Below are 19,205 nucleotides of genomic sequence, written 5' to 3' on the forward strand. Positions count from 1 at the left end.
TTGGCAACGAGAAGCTGTCTAAAAGAAAAGGGCCGGGCAGCCGAGCCCAACCCCTTGATTTACTTTGGCGTCCCCAACCGGATTTGAACCGGTGTTGCCGGCGTGAAAGGCCGGTGTCCTGGACCAGGCTAGACGATGGGGACGCAACTTGTAAATGGGCCGTGCTGGACTCGAACCAGCGACTCTCTGCTTAAAAGGCAGATACTCTACCGACTGAGTTAACGGCCCGCAATGTTTATACATAAACTTTGCAAACTAGTTTGTCAAGGGAGTCTAAAGGCTGTTCGGCTCTTTTTACCGGCCGGTTATTGCTGCGGCTGCCAGGTTTAAGTTGCTCGGGGAAACAGATTTAGATAAATTAGTGCTGGACTCGATCCTGAAGCGACAAGTCAGGCTCATTGACCCACGGCAACAAAAGGTGGGCAGGCTTCTGAATATCCACCTGGATTTTATAAGAGGCTGGCTGGCGGAATAAACTGGGATAACCTAGTCATGAAACGTTTCCTGTTTATTTGCACTCAGAACAGTGCTCGCAGCCTGATGGCCGAAGGACTGGCTAATCACTATCTGAAAGGTCAGGTTGAGGCACAATCGGCCGGTATTGCTCCGGCCGGAGTCAATCCTTTTGCTACTCAGGTCATGGCGGAAATTAGAATTGGCATCTCTGGCCGCCGATCCAAGTACCTGGCTGAACTGGCTGGCCAGGAATTTGATTACGTGATCTCTTTGTGTTCCGGTGCCCAGCAGTGCCCTTTCTATTTCGGTCCCGGTCACCGACTACACCGGGAATTTCCTGACCTCGCGGCTCAGGAAGGTAGTGAGGCCGGCAACATTGCGATTTTTCGGCAGGTCCGGGATGCCCAGCATCAAGAGCTGATTCCCGAACTGGAACAGCTTAGCTCCTCTGCTGAAGAGCCTCAATCCGGGGTATGAAACCGGTCTGGCGCCTGTTAGACCACGGCCCGGGTCCGGCCGACTGGAATATGGCCGTGGACGAGGCCTTGCTGGTAGCGCATGTCGAAGATTGCGGCCCTGCCAGCCTGCGGTTTTATCACTGGTCAGCCCCGACCTTATCTCTGGGAGCGGGGCAGGAATGGCCAGCTCACCTTTGTGACCAGATCCTCCAGGCATTGGGGCTGGACCTAGTCCGGCGGCCGACCGGCGGCCGGGCGGTACTCCACGGCGGCGACCTGACCTATTGCCTGGTGGCCGGAACACGGGATGGGTTCCCAGTTTCGACCACCGCAATCTACCGGCGTCTGGGACTGGCCCTTAAGGCCGGTTTGAAAAAACTGGGCATTGTCGTCGAGTCGGGGGCGGCCTCCCGGTCCGCGCCCTCCTTTGCCTGTTTTGCCCGGGCTACCCCGGCTGACCTCACTTGGCAGGGGAGGAAATTTATCGGCAGCGCTCAGCTTTGGCGAGGCCAATCTTTTCTGCAACACGGCTCCATTATCCTGGAATCCCAGGAAGAAATCTGGCGGCGGCTGCTCTCCTACTGCCGAGCCGGGTCTTTTCAACTCTGGCCCATGGTCTCTTTAGCGGAAATCTTGAAACATCCCGTTTCTCTTGCGGCTCTTAAGACCGCCTTGCTTGAGGGATTTCAGGAAGTTCTGGGGGTAGAATTTAGAGCCGGGGAACTGTCCGAGCGAGAGGAAATCCGGGCGGCGGCCAGATGTTCCCGGATCAGGCTCGAGTTCTCACAAACATTGGCATAAATTAGTAAGACTGACCGGCTAGGGGAGGGTACCATCATTCGGATTGCCGCGGCCCGCTTAACTTGCGGAGCCAGCGATAGAGCTTTTCCCGGTAAATATACATCGGGAGGGCTACAGCGATGATCAGCGCCAGGATAATCACCGAGCCATAATAATTCCCTTGGAAGACCTGGGCTCCCTGCAGCGACAGCATCAGGGTGCCGGGCATCCGCCCGAGCGTGACGATGATCAGGAAGACCTTGATCGGCATCGGGCTCAGACCCAGGATCAGACAAAGATAGTCCTTGGGGAAGCCGGGAAACAGAAAGAGCAGAAAGGCGACCAGGGTGCCTTGCCGTTCGATGATAAAGTCAAATTTTTCCAGGGTCTCGGGGCTGACGATTTTGGCCACCACATGCACTTCCAGCCAGCGGCCGATCAGAAAGGCCAGGGTCGAGCCCAAGGTAAGGCCGATGGTGGAATAGAGGAAGCCGGGGAAGACACCGAACAGGAACCCGCCCAGAAAGCCAGTGGCCTCCCCCGGTATCGGCGCCGCCACTACCTGGAAGGTCTGAATCAGGATGAAAACCACCGGCGCCAGCGGCCCGAACGAGGCGACAAAGTCCTTGATTTTTTCCTTGCAACTCAGGAAATCGTAGCATGCATGGAGGTAGGGCGACAGGGTGGGCCACCCGGCATAGACCAGCGCTCCGAGGACAACCATAAAAGTTAGGGCCAGCAGGGCAATCGATAGAGGTCGTCGGGTATTAATCACTCAACCACTCCGGTCGGGCAATGACGTCTGGCCAGGGTCAAGAAGCCAGGATTGATGAAGACCTTGCATTTTCCGGGTGCCAGAGCTTCCCCTGATAACTCCGGCGGGCGGCAAAGGTTTGCCGGATGCCCTCCAGGACCCCCGCCTTATGCAGGCACCAGGTCGGGGCCACCAATTCTTCCCGGTGGGGGTCGCCAGTGAGCCGATGGATGACCATCTGCGGCGGCAGGCGTTCCAGGAAGTCCACCACCAGCGACACATATTTATCTTCAGTGAGCGGCTGATAGTCGCCGCGGCGATAGAGGTGCTCCAGCCGGGTGCCGCGGATGATGTAGAGCAGGTGAATTTTTACCCCCATCAGGGGCCGAGCGGCTAAGTAATCGGCAGTAGCTAAGATCTCGGCCCGGCCCTCGCCGGGCAGCCCCAGGATGACATGGGCCAGGAGATGCAGCCCGCGCCCCGCCGCCTGCTCCACCGCCCGGCTAAAACAGGCGACATCGTGACCGCGGTTGATCCGCCGCAGAGTTGCATCATGGGCCGATTGCAGACCCAGTTCCAGCCACACCAGGTGAGTGCGGGCATAATGGGCTAACAATTCCAGAATCTCTTCTGACAGGCAATCGGGGCGGGTGCCGATACTCAAACCGACGACTTCGGGGAAGGCCAGGGCTTCCTCATACAAGCTTTTAAGCTGGTCCAGCGGCGCATAGGTATTGCAAAAACTCTGGAAATAGGCAATGAATTTTTTGGCCTGATAGCGCCTCCCCAGCCGCGCCAGGCCTTCCTGAAGCTGAGTCGTGATGCTTTTGCCTTGAACCCAAGCGCCGGTGCCGGAGCCGCGCGGATTACAATAGATACAGCCGCCGGTGCCTACCCGGCCATCGCGGTTGGGGCAGGTCAACCCGGCATCGAGGGTGATTTTCTGCACCCGTTCGCCGAATTGCGATAACAGGTAAGAGTTCAGGTCGCGATAGGGTTTAGTGGGATGGGGTAAAGCAGTCATCCGGCCAGATCTCCCCAGGCATATTGAATAATGGCCAGGGCGGCCAGGGCCGCGGTCTCCACTTTCAGCCGCCAAGGCCCCAGACCGAGCAGCGCGAAACCCGCGGCCTGGGCCTGCTCGGCCTCGGCCGCGGTAAAACCGCCTTCCGGGCCGATCAGCAGGCGCACGGACGCCGGGGCCGGGGTCATTCTGAGCAGCATTCCAGGGGCTTGCGAGCGCTTCTCCTCCCAAAACATAATTTTCACCGCTTCCGGGCATTGCAGCACTTCCGCAAAACTTTGGGGCGAGTGGATTTCTGGCAGGCGGGAGCGCTGGCACGATTTCAGGGTTTCCAGGGCCAGCCGCTGCCAGCGCTGCTGGCGAGAGGGCTGCCGAACTGCCGGATTAACCAGGGAGCGCTCACAGTAAAAAGGAATCAGCCGGGTGACCCCCATTTCAGTGGCTTGCCTTACTGCCAGGTCAAAGGTTTCGGCGCGGGCCAGGGCCAGCCCCAGAGTCAGAGATAGCGAAGCAACGGCCCGGTCGGGTAGTTTCTGGATAATCTGTAAACGAGCTTCCTCGGCTTCCAGAGCCATGACCTCAGCCTCATATTCCTGTCCCTGGCCATCAAAAATTTCTACCCGGGTCCCGACGCCGAGCCGCAGGACGCGGGCCAGGTGGTGGGTTTCGGAAGCCGACAGCCGGATTTCGGAGCCGGTGATCTGGTCCGGAGGGGCAAAAAACCGCCGCCGTCCGGCCTGGTGAGATAGCGGTTGATGGTTATTGTTAGAGATCAAGATTAAGTAACCATGAGCATTTAAAAGTTAATTTGAGGGGATGGCCGGAGGACCGCTGGCCCCCCGCCCTCCCCTCAAGCTCCCCTCCCAACCCCCCTTAAGGGGTTGGGGGAGTGGGTTTGAAAAATTATTAATTTATAACCCTAATTCATTTTTATGACCTTAGTAATAATATCTGTTAAAGACCAAAGCCACCCAATCTTCCTGGCTATAGGTGTGGGTCAGCGCTAAACCTTGCGTGGCGAATTGGGTCAGCAGCCGGGGGACATCGTCTTGGAGGAAGCCGGAGACGATCAGCCAACCGCCGGGCTGCACCCGTCCGGCCAGCGATTCGGCCAGAGATTGCAGATCAACCGCGGTGAGATTGGCAAGGATCAGCCCGAAGCGCTGTCGGATAGAGTCTAGCGTCAGGTCCTCGGCCCGGACCCGATCCTGAAGCTGATTGAGGAGGATATTTTTCCGGGTAGCGGCGACTGCCTCGGGGTCAATATCGATGGCCAGGACCCGGGCGCCGAAGCGAGCTGCGGCCAGGGCCAAAATGCCGGTACCGGTGCCCACATCCAGGGCCTGCCACCAGCCTGGCGTCCCCGGGCTAGGCCATTGTTCCAGAATCTCTTCCAGGGCCTGGAGGCATAACCTGGTAGTGGGATGGCGGCCGGTGCCAAAAGCCATGCCAGGATAGATGGTCAGCACGATTTCTTCCGGGGCGGGCTGATAATCCTCCCAGGGCGGGCGGATGACAATGCGCCGGGTGAGTTTGCGGGGCTTGAAGTGCGCCTGCCAGGCATGGGCCCAATCCTCTTCCACCAGGTAGCGCCGGACTACCGGGCCGATCTGGTAGCCATGCGACTCCAGGCGCTGCAGATATTGCTGCAACTCCATTTCCTGGAGCGGACCGAATTCCTCGGCGGGAAAATAAACCTTAATGCCCATTCTGGCGGCTGGTCTGGATGCCAAAGGGTCGTCCTCCAGAATAACCCCACGGCCGCTCCATTCGGTCAGGAATAAAGACACCTCTTCCTGAATCCGCTCCGGGATTTCTATGCGAATCTCTAGCCACTGCGGCGTTGACATAATTTTTTTCCTTTTTTATTCTGGTTATTATAATCTTAATAATTTGCACAATGAAATCAAGCCTACGTTTTTAATACTATTTAATGTTTTGCTTTTAAGGCAAGATATGATAATTCAGAATTTGGCTCTGCAACCGAGTCATAAATCAACCTGAAGCTAATTGGGTTTACTGCGTTAGAAAGGAAGATACCGTTGGATTTGCTTGCTAAAATCAGGAATAAACAGGCGTTGGTGGGTATTATCGGTTTAGGCTATGTGGGCCTGCCCCTGGTATTGCGTTTCGCCGAGGTCGGCTTCCGGGTATTAGGTTTTGATAATGACGCCGAGAAAGTAGACTTTTTGAATCAGGGCAAATCCTATATAAAGCATATTCCGGGCCGCGGATTGGCGGAACTGATTCAACCCCGGGATGGTGTACGGCGATTCGAGGCCACCCAGGAGATGAGCCGCCTGGGAGAGCCGGATGTCCTGATTATCTGCGTTCCTACTCCCTTAACCGCCAAACGGGAGCCGGATCTGCGGTTTGTCGATCAAACCACCAGGTTTATCGCGGCCAGTCTGCGTCCAAACCAACTGATTTCCTTAGAATCCACTACCTATCCGGGCACTACCGAGGAACTGCTGCTGCCCCTACTGAGTAGCAAACTTAAGGTCGGCCAGGATTTTTATCTGGTGTTCTCACCGGAACGGGAAGATCCTGGCAATCCGCAATATCAGGTCAGCACCATTCCCAAAGTAGTCGGCGGGGTGACCCCGGCCTGTCTGGAACGCGGGGTCGCCCTCTATGCCCAGGTAGTGGAGCGGGTCATTCCGGTGTCTTCGACCCAGGCCGCGGAAATGAGCAAGCTATTGGAAAACATTTACCGGGCGGTAAATATTGCTCTGGTCAACGAACTCAAGATGCTCTGTCTGCGCATGGGGCTGGATCTCTTTGAGGTTATTGAGGCCTCCCAAACCAAGCCTTTCGGCTTCCAGGCGTTCTATCCGGGGCCGGGTCTGGGCGGTCATTGCATTCCTATTGATCCTTTTTACCTGACCTGGAAGGCCCGGGAATACGATTTTTCGACCCGCTTTATTGAACTGGCGGGGGAAATAAACAGCTATATGCCCTACTTTGTGGTGCAGAGGGTGGCGGAAGCCCTGAACCACCATGGCAAGCCCCTAAAAGGGGCGGAGATTCTGGTGTTGGGGATGGCCTACAAAAAGGATGTCGATGATAACCGCGAGTCGCCGGCCATTAAGATCATCCATCTTTTGCAGCGGGAGGGGGCGGTGGTGAACTATAATGATCCCCATATTTCCCGCTGCACCGGAATGCGTAATTATCCCGGTTTCGATATGTCCTCAGTGCCTTTAAGCGAGGCTGTCTTGCAACGGGCTGATTGCATTTTATTGGTAACCGATCACTCGGACTACGATTACCACTGGATTGCCTCTCAGGCGCGCCTGATTGTTGACACCCGGAATGCTTTTAAGGGCCATAGCGGGGGCCACATCTTCAAAGCCTGACCTTTGCCGCTGCCAGGATATCCTATTTGCCGAACAGAGTAAGGTAACACAGTTATGCACGTGCCACTGCTTGACCTCAAGGCCCAATATCAGGCCATTAAGGAAGAATTACAGGCCGCCCTGACCGAAGTATTGGAGAGTCAGCAGTTCATTCTGGGTCCCAAGGTAGAAGAGCTGGAAAATCAGATTGCCGCTTACAGTGGCTGCCGGTATGGCGTCGGAGTATCCTCCGGTACTGATGCCCTGTTGATCTCTCTGATGGCCCTAAATATCGGCCCGGGTGATGAAGTGGTCACTACCCCTTACACCTTCTTTGCTACCGCCGGGGCTATTGCCCGGGTGGGGGCCAGACCGGTGTTCGTCGACATTGACCCGGTAACCTTTAATATCGACCCGGATAAACTAGCCCAGCTTCTGGCTCAGGTGCGCAATCAGGGCGAGTGGCGGGTAAAGGCTTTGTTGCCGGTGCATCTTTTCGGTCAGTGTGCTGACATGCAGCCCATTATGGCCCTGGCTCAGGACTATGGGCTCAAGGTTATCGAGGACGCGGCCCAGGCCATTGGGGCCGAGTACCCCTGGCCGCAGTCGGACGGCACCGTGGTGGTAAAACGTGCCGGATCCATGGGTGATGCCGGCTGCTTTAGTTTTTTCCCTTCTAAAAATCTGGGTGGGCTGGGAGATGGAGGGATGGTGGTGACCAATGACCCTGATCTCTATGAAAAATTAAAGATTCTCCGGGTGCATGGATCGCAGCCCAAGTATTATCATAAGATCATCGGCGGCAATTTTCGCCTGGATGCCCTCCAGGCCGCGGCCCTGCTGGTCAAATTGAGATATCTGGATGGCTGGACCGCCAGCCGTCAGGCCAATGCCCGACGCTACAATGAGCTGTTAGAGGGCCAGGAAGTCATAACTCCGACGGCAGTTTATCAGCATTTCGGCAAAAAATTACCTCATTATCACATTTATAACCAATATGTGGTGCGCCTAGACCGGCGTGATGAGGTTAAAGCGCAATTAGCCAAAGCAGGGATTGGCACCGAAATCTATTACCCGGTCCCCTTGAATAAGCAGGAATGTTTTGCCTATCTGGGCTGCAAGGACGAGGATTTTCCCGAAGCTCACCAGGCCGCGGGGCGCACTTTGGCCTTACCGATCTATCCAGAGGTTGCCGCCGAGGCACTGGAGAAGGTGGCCGAGGTCGCGATCGAGGCAATAGGCCGCTGCTAATCATGATGTTTTTGAGTAATCCATATTCCGGCAAAGAACACAAGGTCTTGGGTAAATCAGGCCATACCTAGAGGTCAAGGGTGCCGCGGCCGGGCACTTTTTATCATAAGAACAATTTACATAACCCTAATTAAAGGTATATATATCTAAAAAGTGCGATTAATGGAAACTCATTGATGTAGTTTGATGACTGCCTTTAAAATCTCCGAAAGGACAGCGCTTTGAGTGGCAATCCTTATCAATATCTGTTCATTTACGAAATTGCTGGTGAGATCGCTTTAGGGCCCCCGTTAGACCTGAAAAACTATTTGGGCTGCTGGCGGGAAGGGACCTGTTCATATCTATTTTTTACCAGTAAAAAGGAAGTCGAGCTGAAAGCATTTTTAGGAGAAGAGCAATCCCAGCGCTATCTTTCCGAAACAGTGATCAACTACGAGGATTGGGAAGCGGGCTATCCGCTGAAACCCCGGAGCATCGGCGGATTTTATCTGTGCCCGACTTGGGAGACGGGTTCCCCACCCCCGGGGGAACAACTGATCTGGATCGATCCAGGGGTAGCCTTTGGTTCCGGGTTCCATCCCACTACCAAGATGTGTCTGGAGTTGATCAATGAGGTTTACGCCCGAGAGGATTTGCCCAAGGTGCTGGATTTGGGCACCGGCACCGGCATTCTGGCCTTGGCCTGTGTGGCCCTGGGAGCGCTGCAGGTTCTGGCGGTAGATCATAATAATCTGGCTATTGGCACTGCCATCAAAAATGTCCAGCATAATCGGCAAGAACACCGCATTACCCTGATCTGTGATGATGTTATGAAGTATTGCGGGACGCCCGCTGATTTGGCGCTGGCCAACATTTACTATGGGGTGCTACGGGACCTCCTGGCCCAAGAAAATTTTTTAGATAAAAAATGGTACATCTTCTCCGGCCTTATGGGTACCGAAGTCGACAAACTGCTGACCCAGATGGAGCCGTTGCCTCTTGGGCCGGAAAAGATTCTGGATGACAACTTCTGGTTTGCAGTCTTAGCCCGCCATCTCTAAGGGGATGTCCATGGCAATTGCGGTAAAACGAGCATCACCGCCCGAGATTCGGGGAACCTTTTTGGAGACTCCAATGGGACGCCTGGAGGTAGTTTTCAGTCCCCAGGGGGTGCAACAGGTGATAATTTCCCCCAAAACTGATAATATCAGCCCAAGTGGGCAGGGTTCTTGGAATAACTGGAAAACTGAGGTGATTCAGGGCTTGCGAGATTATTTTGCCGGCCGCCTTCAGAATTTTGATCACCTGAGACTCGATCTCCAGGGGACGCCATTTCAACTTCGGGTCTGGGAAGCCGTACGGCGGGTACCTTTCGGAGCTACGGTATCATACGGGGAACTGGCCCGTAACCTGGGCCTTCGTAAGGGGGCCCGGGCCATTGGCGGGGCCTTGCGCGCCAATCCGCTGCCGATCCTCATCCCCTGTCACCGGATCATCAGCGCTGATGGCTCCTTATGTGGGTTCAGCGCCAGCCTTAACAGGAAACGCTGGCTCCTGGATCATGAACAGTCCGTTCGGCGCCGCGGCCCCGAAGAGTTGCCCTCAGTCTATAAAGAAACAAACTAGCCGTGCCGGCTCGCAAAACCGCAGCTATTGTCATTAGATCTCGGGACTATGGGGAAGCCGATCGCATCGTCACCTTTTTAAGCCCCGAGGTCGGCCGCCTGACTGCTCTGGCCAAAGGGGCTCGCAAAAGCAAACGTCGGTTTTTGAACAGTCTGGAGTCCTTTTCCCGGGTCAGCCTGATCTATACCGAACGCCGGAACCGGGACCTTGGGTGGGTTGACAGCTGCGAGTTGGTCGGCTTCTATCCCGGCTTACGGCAGGATCTGAACCGCTTGGGAGTGGCGGCCTGTCTGAGCGAACTGGCCGGAGAAATCGTCGGTATTCAGGAGAATGTGCCGGAGACTTTTGCCACCCTGGAACTTGCCTTGAATCTGTTGGACCAGGGGCTGCCGCCCGAGTCCCTGTTATGCAGTTTTCTGATCCGTCTCTTGGTCCTGGCCGGTTATGGTCCTCGCTGGCAGACTTGCCTGAAGTGTCAGCAAGTGCCCCAAGGACAGCTCTGGTTCAGCATCGACCAGGGCGGCATCATCTGCGCTCAATGCACCGCCAAGGCCGGCGGTCGTCTTTACCATCTGCAGGCCGGAACCTGGAAACTGCTGCGGCTGGCCCAGAGCCTGCCTTTGGAAAAACTTTCCCGACTGCGGTTCCCCCCCCTGGCTCAGAAGCAATGTCTTGACCTGGTGCAAGGCTTCATCCGTCATCATGGGATCCGAGAGCTGCGGTCTTTTAAATTTTTGGAGAAGATCAGCCCATCTGAACCCTGAAATCCGCCGGTTCTTTCAACTTTATGAGAGAAGGGGTTTGGGTGTGGTGGAAAATGATTTCTATCCCGGGAGCAAGATTAAGTTTGGATAAACACTTGACATACTTTGCTGACCATGCTATCAAGGCTAGCAACTAATGGCGATGAGGTCCGCCTCTAACCGCCTGTAGCTGGAGCCAACAGGCTGATGACTTCTATTGGATATCAATGGTGCAATCCGGTAGAAGTTTTTTTTTGAGGAGAAATCGCGCATGGCTTTCAGTCTCGCTGTAATCATTGTCTTGGGATTGGCTGCTGATTATCTGTTCCGCAAGATCAAGCTGCCCGGCCTAGTGGGCATGCTGATTGTTGGCATCCTGTCCGGACCTTATGTGTTCAATCTTCTTGACCCGGCCATGATGGCGGTGTCGGCGGATTTTCGCAAACTGGCGCTGATTGTCATTCTGTTGCGGGCCGGTTTTGAACTGCGCCGCGATACCCTGCATCGTACTGCCCGCCCGGCCTTGCTGATGTCGGCAGTGCCGGCCCTGTTTGAGATTTTCGCGGTGATTATCTTGGCTCCGACTTTGCTGGAATTGAACTGGTTGGAAGCCGCCATTTTGGGAACAATCCTGGGTGCCGTGTCTCCGGCCGTCGTCGTGCCTCTGATGATTAATTTTATGGAACGCGGCAAGGGGGACAAAAAAGGCATTCCCACTCTCATTCTGGCCGCCTCTTCCATTGATGATGTCTTTGTGATTGTGATCTTTACCATTCTGCTGGGCGTGTACGGCGGCCAACAAATCAATCTGGCCTGGCAACTGGCCGGTATTCCAATCTCCATTGTCCTGGGGATCATCGTCGGCCTGATTCCCGGCTATATTTTGTATAAACTCTTTCTCAGATACGAGTTGGCGCCCCCCCGGAAGACCATTCTGATCATGGGGGTAGCCATTGTCCTGACGTGGATTGAGGATCTGGCCCATCGTTATCTGCCCATCGCCAGCCTTCTGGGGGTCATGGCCATCGGCTTCATTATTCTCGAAAAAGAGGAGGCCATTGCTCACATCATCTCCCAGAAACTCAAAAAGCTCTGGGTATTCGCCGAATTGTTGCTGTTTGTCCTCGTCGGGGCCGAGGTTAATATTCACGTTGCCTGGGACGCGGGCCTGGCGGGCCTGGCCGTTATTGGTTTTGGCCTGGTCTTTCGCTCTGTCGCTACCTACCTCTGCGTGCTGGGCGCCGGCCTCAACTGGAAAGAAAAACTATTCTGTGTAGTTTCTTATATTCCCAAGGCCACGGTGCAGGCGGCGATCGGGGCCATTCCCTTGGAGGCCGGAGTGGCTGGAGGCGAGGTGATCCTGGCGGTGGCGGTGCTGTCTATTCTGGTTACCGCGCCCATCGGGGCTATCGGCATTATGCTGATGGGAGAGCCGATCCTGGAGGTTGAGGAAAAATCGATTTATCGCTTCAAACCACTGCGGGAAAAGCTGCAATTGCCCCGGGTCGGCCAACGGGTGCGACATAAAAAGCATGGCACGATCTGGAAGATCATTGAGGAAAAAGAGATCTGGCTCGAGGAACAGACTGACCGCGGTTTCCACCTGATCCCGGCCATAAACCTAAGATTTTGGAAACCCCGGGAGGGACAGCGGCTGGGGAAGGGCCGAACCATGAGCCATAATTATACGGCCAACGGTCCTTCTTTTCACGAACACTGGGAAATCATGCCTGATTAAGGTATATATCGGGCGGAAAAGGTGCCAAAATATCAAGACAAGGAACATAACCGGATGAAACTATTCCAGGCGGAATACATCGGCATCATCCATTCACCGTTTAAGACCCTGGAAAACATGCCGATTCAGCCGGTGGGAGTTGGATAATTTCCATGTAATCTTTCATTTGGACCTCCTCGGGTAAGAACCCAATCGCATTAAATTTGCGTTAATTGTTAGAAGTATTGGCTTGTTATTTAAAACGCGCCTTATATCACCCCCCTAAACTAATTTTTAACTAATCATTGGCTGTGGATTAGTCAACGCTGCCCAGTGGGAGGGTTTGGTAAGGGTCGAGAACGTGTTGGCCTGCCCGGAATCCAGGGGTTGCGATCACCCCTTTTTGTTGCTATAGTTACTCAAAAGGAGGGAAAAGAAATGGCTTTATATGTGCATTGCGCCTGTGAGCAATGCTACCCCTATCCTGACTGCGTCATTGTCGAAGACATGAATTCCTTGCCGGAGGATTGTATCATCACTCAGGAGGAGTATGACCAGCTCCCCGAGGAAGAGAAGAAACTGTGGCAGCCCATCTGTGAGTCGGCCTGCAGGATCTAGCTAGTTGCCTCCAAGGGATAAAAAGCCCTCCTCTACTAGATCACCTTAATCCCGGGGGAGGACGGTTTTGTCTTGCTAACCTATAGATAATGATAGAGTAATTACCACGGAAGCCCGGCGGCTTGCCGTGGTTTTTTATGTCCCGAGGCGGCTTAACCGGCTGTTGAAAAACTCGTTACTTGAGAGCGCCAAAAAGTGTGGTCATTAAAGCCTAAAAACTGTTATAGATAATGACAACAATACCTTATCCGGAGGCGGCGACCAGGCGCGATGACGTTGTCCAGCAGCAAACGATATTCAGCGATCTTTGCCCCGAAGCCCGAGTGCACCAGGACCATCCCCTCCGGCCGATCCGCAAAATGGTGAATCAAGCCCTGGCCGAACTGGATGGCGAGTTCGAGCCCGTGTATCCCCGAGAGGGACACCCGTCTATCCCCCCAGAAAATCGGATTTGGCGGCGGCCTTTTTTGCCCGGATCTTGGCGCAGGCGGCCCAAGCCGGACTGCTGTCGGACGAGCATTTCACCGTGGACGGCACCCTGATTGAGGCCTGGGTTGCTCTGAATAGTTTCCGGCTTGAAGATATACACTGAAAACTGAGCCACCTGGGTAATAATGCCGAGGACCAGTTATGGCCTCGGAGGAACAGGAAGGTGATTTCAATGGAAGTATGGCATACCATCCAAGTATTCCAGCGGCAGGGTCGATCGATGCGGTCGATAGCCCGGGAGTTGGGCATTTCCAGAAATACCATCAAGCGTTATTGGGATAATCAGATCCCGCCCCGCTATGTGCGGCGGTCCATTGATTGGCTGATCAAGCGTCTGATCAAAGTTGGGGCCAGAATTTCTTATCATGCCCGGAGATGGTACGTCCATGTGGCCTCCGCCTTTCCTCTGGCTCACCACTACCGCGCGGTGCTGGCCTGTGGCACATAGGCTGACACACAGCCTGAATCTGCAAGCCAAGGGGGTGGTCTGCCACTAAAGACTGGTTGCTAACAGTGCTGAGGTTTATGAAGATGGTGGAGGCGGCGGGAATCGAACCCGCGTCCGCAAATAGTCCCTAAAAGCGTCTACATGCTTAGCCAGTGTATTTCTTTCACCTATCAGGCCTTCCGCCGGCAGAATGCCCGATACGCTAGCCCACTAAGGTTTCGATCACTAGAGCGCAGACATCAGTAGTGATCTAGCCGGAATGCCGTCACCTGAAGAATCCTCCCGGCTAGCTTCTTCAGGCGTTAGCCTTAAGCGGCTAAAGCGTAGCCGTAATTGTCGGCAGTTGTATAGTCCCTACCTGTTTTACGAGCAGACAGGACCTCGGCATGCAACTTTTAGTTCCCTACCCACGTCGAAGCCAGTACGCCCCCTTTCAATTTTTATTATAATTATGATTAGTCTTTTTTGCAAGTCCTTTGTTAGACTTTGCTAAGCGCCAGCTTCGACCAAAGAATTTCGGCAGTTAATAGTTCAACGGCATGGTTGGCTTTGCCGGGCCAGGGCCAATAATTCCTGGGCATGGGCCAGGGTAGTATCGGTAATTTGGGTCCCACCCAGCATCCGGGCGATCTCCTTCAGCCTCTCGGTGGCGGTGAGCTTAGTGACCGTGGTTACCGTGCGGCCGTCCTGGACCTGTTTCTCGACCCGGAAGTGGCAATCACCGAAACAAGCAATCTGGGGTAAATGGGTAATACAGATGATCTGGTGCTTTTTGGCCAGATTGTGGAGTTTTTGTCCTACCACTTGAGCCACTGCGCCGCCAATACCGGTATCCACTTCATCAAAGACCACGGTTTCCACTCCAGCCTCCTGGGCCAGAATATTTTTCAGGCCCAACACCAGGCGCGACAGTTCCCCGCCCGAAGCAATGCGGGCCAGTGGTTTAGGAGGCTCACCGGGATTGGGGGCCAGATAGAACTCCACCCGATCACAGCCGGTGGCGGTCACCGGTTGGCCGCCGACGGTGGGGGAGAACTCATACGCTCCCGGAGCTTCAACCGACGATTTCTGGAAGAAGACCGTAAACCGGGCCTGAGGCATGGCCAGGCTGTGGATTTCGGTTTCTACCGCCGCCGCCAGCCGCTGCGCCACTGCCTGGCGGCACTGGGAAAGTTCCTGGGCTTTCTGGCTAAGTTCCTGTCCGGCCGCCACTAGTTGTTCTTTCAGAGCCTGGAGATGAGAGTCAAAATCATCCAGCCGGGCTACCTCCTGGCGAGCCCAGTCCTGAAAAGCCAGCACCTCTTGCAGAGTCGGGCCGTATTTGCGTTTCAATCGTTCCAGCAGGGCCAGGCGGTGGTCGACTTCCTGAAGCCGCTGGGGGTCCATCTGCACGGTGCGGAGATAATCCCTGAGGGCCAGGGCCAGATCTTCCAGTTGATAGTGGATATTTTCCAACTCTGCCAGCCTGGTTTGCCAGGCCGGGTCAATCCGGTTAATAAAATTAAGAGAGTTCTGAATTTCGCTCAGCATTCCCAACAGTGCCGTTTTTCCGGCATAGAGGCGGTCATAGCTGTTCCGGGTCTCTTCAAAGAGCTGGGAGGCATGCCGCAGGCGTTCCCGTTCCCGGGCCAGGGTCTCATCTTCTGCTGGCGCTATTTGGGCCTGTTCCAACTCCTGAAGCTGGAAAGCAAGTAACTCCTGGCTGGCGGTTAACTCTTGTTGCTTGCTTAGGGTCTGCTGCCAGTCCCGTTTAAGCTGTTGCCAGTCCTGATACCGGCTGCGGAAATGCCCTACCTGGTCGTTGAGGCCGCCGTAAGCATCCAGAATGGCCAGGTGGTTTTCGGGGGCCAAAAGCACCTGATATTCGTGCTGGCCGGATAAGCTCAATAATTCCCGGCCGATATTAGTCAAATATTTCAGGGTCACCGCCTGATCATTTAAATAGCCGCGACTGCGGCCGCTGCGGTTAACGAGGCGGCGGAGCAAGACCTCGCCGTCGGCTGCCTCAGCCATTTCCGCCAGCCCAGGTTTCCCCTGGTCGTCTGGAGGCACCCAGAACCGGGCTTCGATTTCAGCCTCCTGAGCGCCGTTGCGGATCAGTTCTTCGCTGCCCCGGGCTCCGAGCAGCAAATGAACGGCCTGGATAATCATGGACTTGCCGGCCCCGGTTTCCCCGGACAGGATATTTAATCCCGGCTCCAGCTCCAGTTTGACCTGGTCCAGGATAGCCAGATTCTTGATCCGCAGTTCGGTCAGCATCGGCAGCACCAGACTAACGATAAAATCTTCGGAGCGATCAGGTGATTTAAGTTTGCAATTTTCGGGCTGCGCCAAACAGCCGGTAAACGGAAAACCCGGATAGGGCGGCGATGTCCTCGGTCGGCAGGTGGGTCACAATGCTTTCATCGTAAAGGATATTGACTTCGGGCTGAAACTCGTCATCCCCTTTCCAGAGCACATGAGTAATGGGGACCAGGGGAAAGGCCTGATATGTGGCAGCCACATCACCCAACTCGATCCGGGTGCCTCCCATCATTTCGGCAACCTTCTGGTATAGATCCAGGTCATGCCCGAAAACCTTGAGCAGGGGCACTCGGGCCCGCTGCACAAAGGCGTGGTGGTAGAATTCTCCGGCGGGCACTTGGCGGAAGTCAATGCTTTTGCCGGTCAAGGGTTTCCCCTGGGTGGTGGTCAGATAATGGAGCATGAGAATCTGCTCCTGAATATTTACCTCACCCTCCTCCTCAAGATAAGCCACCTTAATCTCGGGCCAGCTGATCCAATGCGGACGGCCAAAATATGCCAGGATGAGGCCCTCCTGGCCGTCTCCCCGAACCTCATAACGGGCCTGGCTGCGGGCCGCAACCTCTTGGGGTGGAGCCAGTTTAAGTTCTTCCACGGCCAGGGCCAAGGATTGTTTATAGTCATCAATGCGAGGCACTCGTTTCTCCTTTTCGCTGAGCAAACACTAGTACGTAACTCTTTACAGTAGTTGCAAGCCTATCTGGAACACGCCCACCTGAAACTGGGATGCGTCTTCATGGCCGGGGAATGCGAATATAGATGCCTTCAATCAGGTCTTTTTCGTCCAGGGGCAGGGGTTTTTTGTCCAGGTGCAGACTTTCCAGATATTGCAAGGCCGCGTCTTTGATACTGGCCTCGGCTTCGGCAAAGGTCTCACCGACAGCGCTCAGACCTTTCAATCCTGGAATCCGGGCCGTAAACAGTCCTTTCTGCGGATCATAACTGAATTCAATTTTGTAATGTAAGCTTTTGGTTTCCATAAATTTAATTTTTTACTTAGCGCTTATCTGTAATTAGTAATTCATGAAGTTGACGGCTATCTTTAGTATAGTCATTTATTAACAGTTTAAAATTTATTTGTCAAAACCCCGGGGAAAAAGAACTTAATCTAAGTTACGATAAAAATTCATAACTGTAGAATGGCCAGAAATTTTTCCTCTGACTAATTGCCGGATCATCGCCGGCACCTCCTTGGTCGGGATGCCACTCTGGGTCAGATCGATAATAAAATGGCCGATTCCTCCGGCCTGGAGTTCAGCATAGGCCTTTCCCAAGAAATAGGGGATCACCGGATAGAGAAGGGTCAAATCGTTTTGCGGTATTAGCCGGAAATTTTCGCGGTGGGGGCTTTGCAGGCGCCAGCTCTTTTTGTCTTTTGGCAGTGGCACCCGGGAAATCATCAGGGGCAGGTAAGCAAAGAGATAGCTGACCAGATGGTTGCCGGACACACGGTTTAATAATTGCTTTAGGGTCTGGCGGTCAGCCTCCACCGACAAGGTGACGGTAGCCACCCCCAGTTCCGAGGCGGCCTGAACGGCCCAGGAATTAAGGCAATGCAACGGATAATCGGAAAATATGGTGACTTTTCGCCCCGCCAACAGCGGCAAATGACCCAGGTTGCTGATCATAAAGTGGCTGCAACCAGCATCCCCTAGGGTAGCCATGGCCTGCCGGTAGCGGGGCACGGCAGTCTCCGGGATGATCGGTGGTAGTCGCCAGATCAGCTGCCGCGGCAATTTTCCGCGGCGGTAGTGGGTGAGATAATCATTATAACTGGCCTCGTCCAGATCGACAATCAGCCCGGTCCTAACCTGACGGCTGAGGGCCACCGCCTCTGGAAGCGACCGGAGGCGGACATACAGGCGGGGCCGACCCGCAGCCGGATTGTGTTTCTGGGATTTTGGTCGGTTGAAAGCCTTAAGCGCCATAGGAAGCTGAACCGGACCGGTGAACGTCGGAGGAGCCAGTCTGAACAGCTGTTCTTGCCACTTGCGGTGGGAACGGCTTCCGGTGGTGGTGGTCTCACCGACTTTAAATACCAGGTCTCCGGGGTGGGCTGGGAAAGGCAGACTGATCCGGACTTCCCGCCCGGAACAGGCTTGTGAGACTGGCCACTCCTGGTATTCCAGTTTTTTCAGGGTAAAGGCGCGGCGGTCCCCGCTGGCGGCGTCCTGAACCCGCAAGCGGTCTCCTAAGGCCAGATCATGCTCCAGGGTCAGGGTTCCCTGTTCCCCCTGCACATTCTGTAAAGTTCCCAGCAATTCGCCAATGTTGCCGGTATCCTGGGGAGCCAACAGATTATCAGGGACCGCAGCGCGCAAAAACCCGGTGGTGGTTCGACGGCTATAGGTTTTGGTTAAAAGCTCCCGGGCTTCGGCCAGGGTCTGCGGCCGTTCGGCCGGAGCCGCATCCAGGACCCGCCGGTAGGCCTGAACGACCCAGCCGACATAATCACCGCTCTTCATCCGCCCTTCGATTTTAATGGCGTTTATTCCCAACGCCGCCAGTTGAGGGACCATTTCCAGGGCCGACAGGTCGCTGATGGACAACAGATAGCCAGAACCACCATCATAGCGATAGGCGCGGCGGCAAGGTTGCGTGCACCGGCCCCGGGTCGCAGCCCTGCCTCCCAGAAAACTGCTGAACAGGCAAAGTCCCGAAAAGCTGAAGCACAGTGCCCCATGTACAAAGACTTCCAGTTCGATCCGGGTTTGGCGGCGAATAGCGGCCAGTTCCTTCAGGGTCAATTCTCGGGCCAGTACCACCCGTTTGAATCCCATGGCCGCAGCCTGCTCCACCCCCAGGGAATTATGAATAGTCATCAGGGTGCTGGCATGCAGCGGCAGTCTCGGGAAATGATGGCGCACCAGGTAATGGACCCCCAGATCCTGAATGATCAGGGCATCCGGCCGGATGTCGTTCAAGGCGGCCAGGGTATCCAGCAGTTCAGCCCGTTCCCCTTCCTTGACCAGGGAATTCAAGGCGACATAGAGCTTTCGACCCTGTTGCCGACAAATAGTCACCAGGGAAGAAAGCTCCTTTAGAGTAAAATTGGTGGCATAGGCCCGGGCGCTGAGGGCTTTGAGGCCGACGTAAACCGCGTCCGCGCCCTGTTCCAAGGCGGCAAAAAAAGATTCCAGATTCCCGGCCGGGGCCAAGAGTTCCATAAGATTAAAAGATCCAGTTTAACAAGTTTTTAGAAATCAGTAGCTGAGGAAAT

Annotated in this window: 20 protein-coding genes, 2 tRNA genes and 1 other RNA gene; 11 read left to right on the forward strand and 12 right to left on the reverse strand. The window is 54.9% G+C overall.

Annotated elements, in window-relative coordinates; translation table 11 throughout:
• Positions 1-65: 65 nt before the first annotated feature.
• Together JRG72_04715 and JRG72_04720 are read right to left on the reverse strand one after the other, a co-directional pair.
• Positions 66-143, reverse strand: a tRNA-Glu gene (locus JRG72_04715).
• 12 nt (positions 144-155) lie between these two features.
• Positions 156-228 (reverse strand) — tRNA-Lys (locus JRG72_04720).
• Between the two features lie 264 nt (positions 229-492).
• Here JRG72_04720 and JRG72_04725 point away from each other — a divergent pair.
• Together JRG72_04725 and JRG72_04730 are read left to right on the forward strand one after the other, a co-directional pair.
• Complete coding sequence (locus JRG72_04725; protein ID MBW2134523.1) at positions 493-933, forward strand: arsenate reductase ArsC; 441 nt, start codon at positions 493-495, stop codon at positions 931-933.
• A complete protein-coding gene (locus JRG72_04730) occupies positions 930-1,715 on the forward strand; it encodes a lipoate--protein ligase family protein (GenBank protein ID MBW2134524.1) in 786 nt (261 codons plus the stop codon). The genes JRG72_04725 and JRG72_04730 overlap by 4 nt, the downstream gene beginning before the upstream one ends.
• A gap of 34 nt (positions 1,716-1,749) precedes the next feature.
• Here JRG72_04730 and JRG72_04735 read toward each other — a convergent pair whose 3' ends face one another.
• The 4 genes from JRG72_04735 to JRG72_04750 all read right to left on the reverse strand — a co-directional run bounded on the left by JRG72_04735 (position 1,750) and on the right by JRG72_04750 (position 5,322).
• Positions 1,750-2,469 (reverse strand): TVP38/TMEM64 family protein, encoded by a 720-nt coding sequence (locus JRG72_04735; protein MBW2134525.1) that lies wholly within the window; start codon positions 2,467-2,469, stop codon positions 1,750-1,752.
• Positions 2,470-2,506: 37 nt separating this feature from the next.
• A complete protein-coding gene (locus tag JRG72_04740; protein ID MBW2134526.1) occupies positions 2,507-3,472 on the reverse strand; it encodes a TIGR01212 family radical SAM protein in 966 nt (321 codons plus the stop codon).
• The gene (locus tag JRG72_04745; GenBank protein ID MBW2134527.1) at positions 3,469-4,248 is read right to left on the reverse strand and encodes a 16S rRNA (uracil(1498)-N(3))-methyltransferase; all 780 of its coding nucleotides are present in this window, start codon (positions 4,246-4,248) and stop codon (positions 3,469-3,471) included. Before JRG72_04745 ends, JRG72_04740 begins: the two co-directional genes overlap by 4 nt.
• Positions 4,249-4,410: 162 nt before the next feature.
• Positions 4,411-5,322, reverse strand: coding sequence for a 50S ribosomal protein L11 methyltransferase (locus JRG72_04750; protein MBW2134528.1), 912 nt, complete (start codon positions 5,320-5,322; stop codon positions 4,411-4,413).
• 186 nt (positions 5,323-5,508) lie between these two features.
• On the opposite strand from JRG72_04750, the gene JRG72_04755 reads away from it, so the two are divergent.
• From JRG72_04755 to JRG72_04785, 7 genes are all read left to right on the forward strand, one after another.
• Positions 5,509-6,831 carry a nucleotide sugar dehydrogenase gene (locus JRG72_04755; protein MBW2134529.1) on the forward strand — a complete coding sequence of 441 codons (1,323 nt, stop codon included), beginning with the start codon at positions 5,509-5,511 and terminating at the stop codon, positions 6,829-6,831.
• Positions 6,832-6,885: 54 nt separating this feature from the next.
• Complete coding sequence (locus JRG72_04760; GenBank protein ID MBW2134530.1) at positions 6,886-8,061, forward strand: DegT/DnrJ/EryC1/StrS family aminotransferase; 1,176 nt, start codon at positions 6,886-6,888, stop codon at positions 8,059-8,061.
• 221 nt (positions 8,062-8,282) lie between these two features.
• Complete coding sequence (locus JRG72_04765) at positions 8,283-9,101, forward strand: 50S ribosomal protein L11 methyltransferase (GenBank protein ID MBW2134531.1); 819 nt, start codon at positions 8,283-8,285, stop codon at positions 9,099-9,101.
• 10 nt (positions 9,102-9,111) lie between these two features.
• On the forward strand, positions 9,112-9,666 hold the full coding sequence (locus JRG72_04770) for a methylated-DNA--[protein]-cysteine S-methyltransferase (protein MBW2134532.1): 555 nt from the start codon (positions 9,112-9,114) through the stop codon (positions 9,664-9,666).
• Between the two features lie 2 nt (positions 9,667-9,668).
• On the forward strand, positions 9,669-10,430 hold the full coding sequence (recO, locus tag JRG72_04775; protein ID MBW2134533.1) for a DNA repair protein RecO: 762 nt from the start codon (positions 9,669-9,671) through the stop codon (positions 10,428-10,430).
• Between the two features lie 250 nt (positions 10,431-10,680).
• Entirely contained in the window at positions 10,681-12,147 is a 1,467-nt protein-coding gene (locus tag JRG72_04780) for a cation:proton antiporter (GenBank protein ID MBW2134534.1), read from the forward strand.
• A 417-nt stretch (positions 12,148-12,564) separates the two neighbouring features.
• On the forward strand, positions 12,565-12,744 hold the full coding sequence (locus JRG72_04785) for a hypothetical protein (protein MBW2134535.1): 180 nt from the start codon (positions 12,565-12,567) through the stop codon (positions 12,742-12,744).
• A 221-nt stretch (positions 12,745-12,965) separates the two neighbouring features.
• Here the strand turns inward: JRG72_04785 and JRG72_04790 are convergent, their stop codons facing one another.
• The gene (locus tag JRG72_04790; protein MBW2134536.1) at positions 12,966-13,169 is read right to left on the reverse strand and encodes a hypothetical protein; all 204 of its coding nucleotides are present in this window, start codon (positions 13,167-13,169) and stop codon (positions 12,966-12,968) included.
• A gap of 26 nt (positions 13,170-13,195) precedes the next feature.
• Between JRG72_04790 and JRG72_04795 the strand changes: the two genes are divergently transcribed.
• Positions 13,196-13,336 carry a hypothetical protein gene (locus tag JRG72_04795; GenBank protein ID MBW2134537.1) on the forward strand — a complete coding sequence of 47 codons (141 nt, stop codon included), beginning with the start codon at positions 13,196-13,198 and terminating at the stop codon, positions 13,334-13,336.
• A 69-nt stretch (positions 13,337-13,405) separates the two neighbouring features.
• Entirely contained in the window at positions 13,406-13,681 is a 276-nt protein-coding gene (locus JRG72_04800; GenBank protein ID MBW2134538.1) for a helix-turn-helix domain-containing protein, read from the forward strand.
• A gap of 84 nt (positions 13,682-13,765) precedes the next feature.
• On the opposite strand, the gene ssrA is transcribed toward JRG72_04800, so the two are convergent.
• From ssrA to JRG72_04825, 5 genes are all read right to left on the reverse strand, one after another.
• Positions 13,766-14,112, reverse strand: a transfer-messenger RNA (tmRNA) gene (gene ssrA / locus JRG72_04805).
• Between the two features lie 100 nt (positions 14,113-14,212).
• Positions 14,213-15,940, reverse strand: coding sequence for a DNA repair protein RecN (recN, locus tag JRG72_04810; GenBank protein MBW2134539.1), 1,728 nt, complete (start codon positions 15,938-15,940; stop codon positions 14,213-14,215).
• A gap of 46 nt (positions 15,941-15,986) precedes the next feature.
• The gene (locus JRG72_04815; protein MBW2134540.1) at positions 15,987-16,622 is read right to left on the reverse strand and encodes a DUF3786 domain-containing protein; all 636 of its coding nucleotides are present in this window, start codon (positions 16,620-16,622) and stop codon (positions 15,987-15,989) included.
• Between the two features lie 97 nt (positions 16,623-16,719).
• A complete protein-coding gene (locus tag JRG72_04820) occupies positions 16,720-16,965 on the reverse strand; it encodes a type II toxin-antitoxin system HicB family antitoxin (protein MBW2134541.1) in 246 nt (81 codons plus the stop codon).
• A gap of 123 nt (positions 16,966-17,088) precedes the next feature.
• The gene (locus JRG72_04825) at positions 17,089-19,152 is read right to left on the reverse strand and encodes a U32 family peptidase (GenBank protein MBW2134542.1); all 2,064 of its coding nucleotides are present in this window, start codon (positions 19,150-19,152) and stop codon (positions 17,089-17,091) included.
• Positions 19,153-19,205: the final 53 nt, after the last annotated feature.

This window comes from Deltaproteobacteria bacterium (assembly GCA_019309545.1).
Classification (GTDB): domain Bacteria; phylum Desulfobacterota; class Desulfobaccia; order Desulfobaccales; family Desulfobaccaceae; genus Desulfobacca_B.

Coding starts and splice junctions, on each gene's coding strand:
- JRG72_04740 (MBW2134526.1), bottom strand. CDS start 3,472: ATGACTGCTTTACCCCATCCCACTAAACCCTATCGCGACCTGAACTCT.
- JRG72_04725 (MBW2134523.1), top strand. CDS start 493: ATGAAACGTTTCCTGTTTATTTGCACTCAGAACAGTGCTCGCAGCCTG.
- JRG72_04785 (MBW2134535.1), top strand. CDS start 12,565: ATGGCTTTATATGTGCATTGCGCCTGTGAGCAATGCTACCCCTATCCT.
- JRG72_04800 (MBW2134538.1), top strand. CDS start 13,406: ATGGAAGTATGGCATACCATCCAAGTATTCCAGCGGCAGGGTCGATCG.
- JRG72_04730 (MBW2134524.1), top strand. CDS start 930: ATGAAACCGGTCTGGCGCCTGTTAGACCACGGCCCGGGTCCGGCCGAC.
- JRG72_04750 (MBW2134528.1), bottom strand. CDS start 5,322: ATGTCAACGCCGCAGTGGCTAGAGATTCGCATAGAAATCCCGGAGCGG.
- JRG72_04820 (MBW2134541.1), bottom strand. CDS start 16,965: ATGGAAACCAAAAGCTTACATTACAAAATTGAATTCAGTTATGATCCG.
- JRG72_04780 (MBW2134534.1), top strand. CDS start 10,681: ATGGCTTTCAGTCTCGCTGTAATCATTGTCTTGGGATTGGCTGCTGAT.
- JRG72_04770 (MBW2134532.1), top strand. CDS start 9,112: ATGGCAATTGCGGTAAAACGAGCATCACCGCCCGAGATTCGGGGAACC.
- recN (MBW2134539.1), bottom strand. CDS start 15,940: ATGCTGACCGAACTGCGGATCAAGAATCTGGCTATCCTGGACCAGGTC.
- JRG72_04825 (MBW2134542.1), bottom strand. CDS start 19,152: ATGGAACTCTTGGCCCCGGCCGGGAATCTGGAATCTTTTTTTGCCGCC.
- JRG72_04760 (MBW2134530.1), top strand. CDS start 6,886: ATGCACGTGCCACTGCTTGACCTCAAGGCCCAATATCAGGCCATTAAG.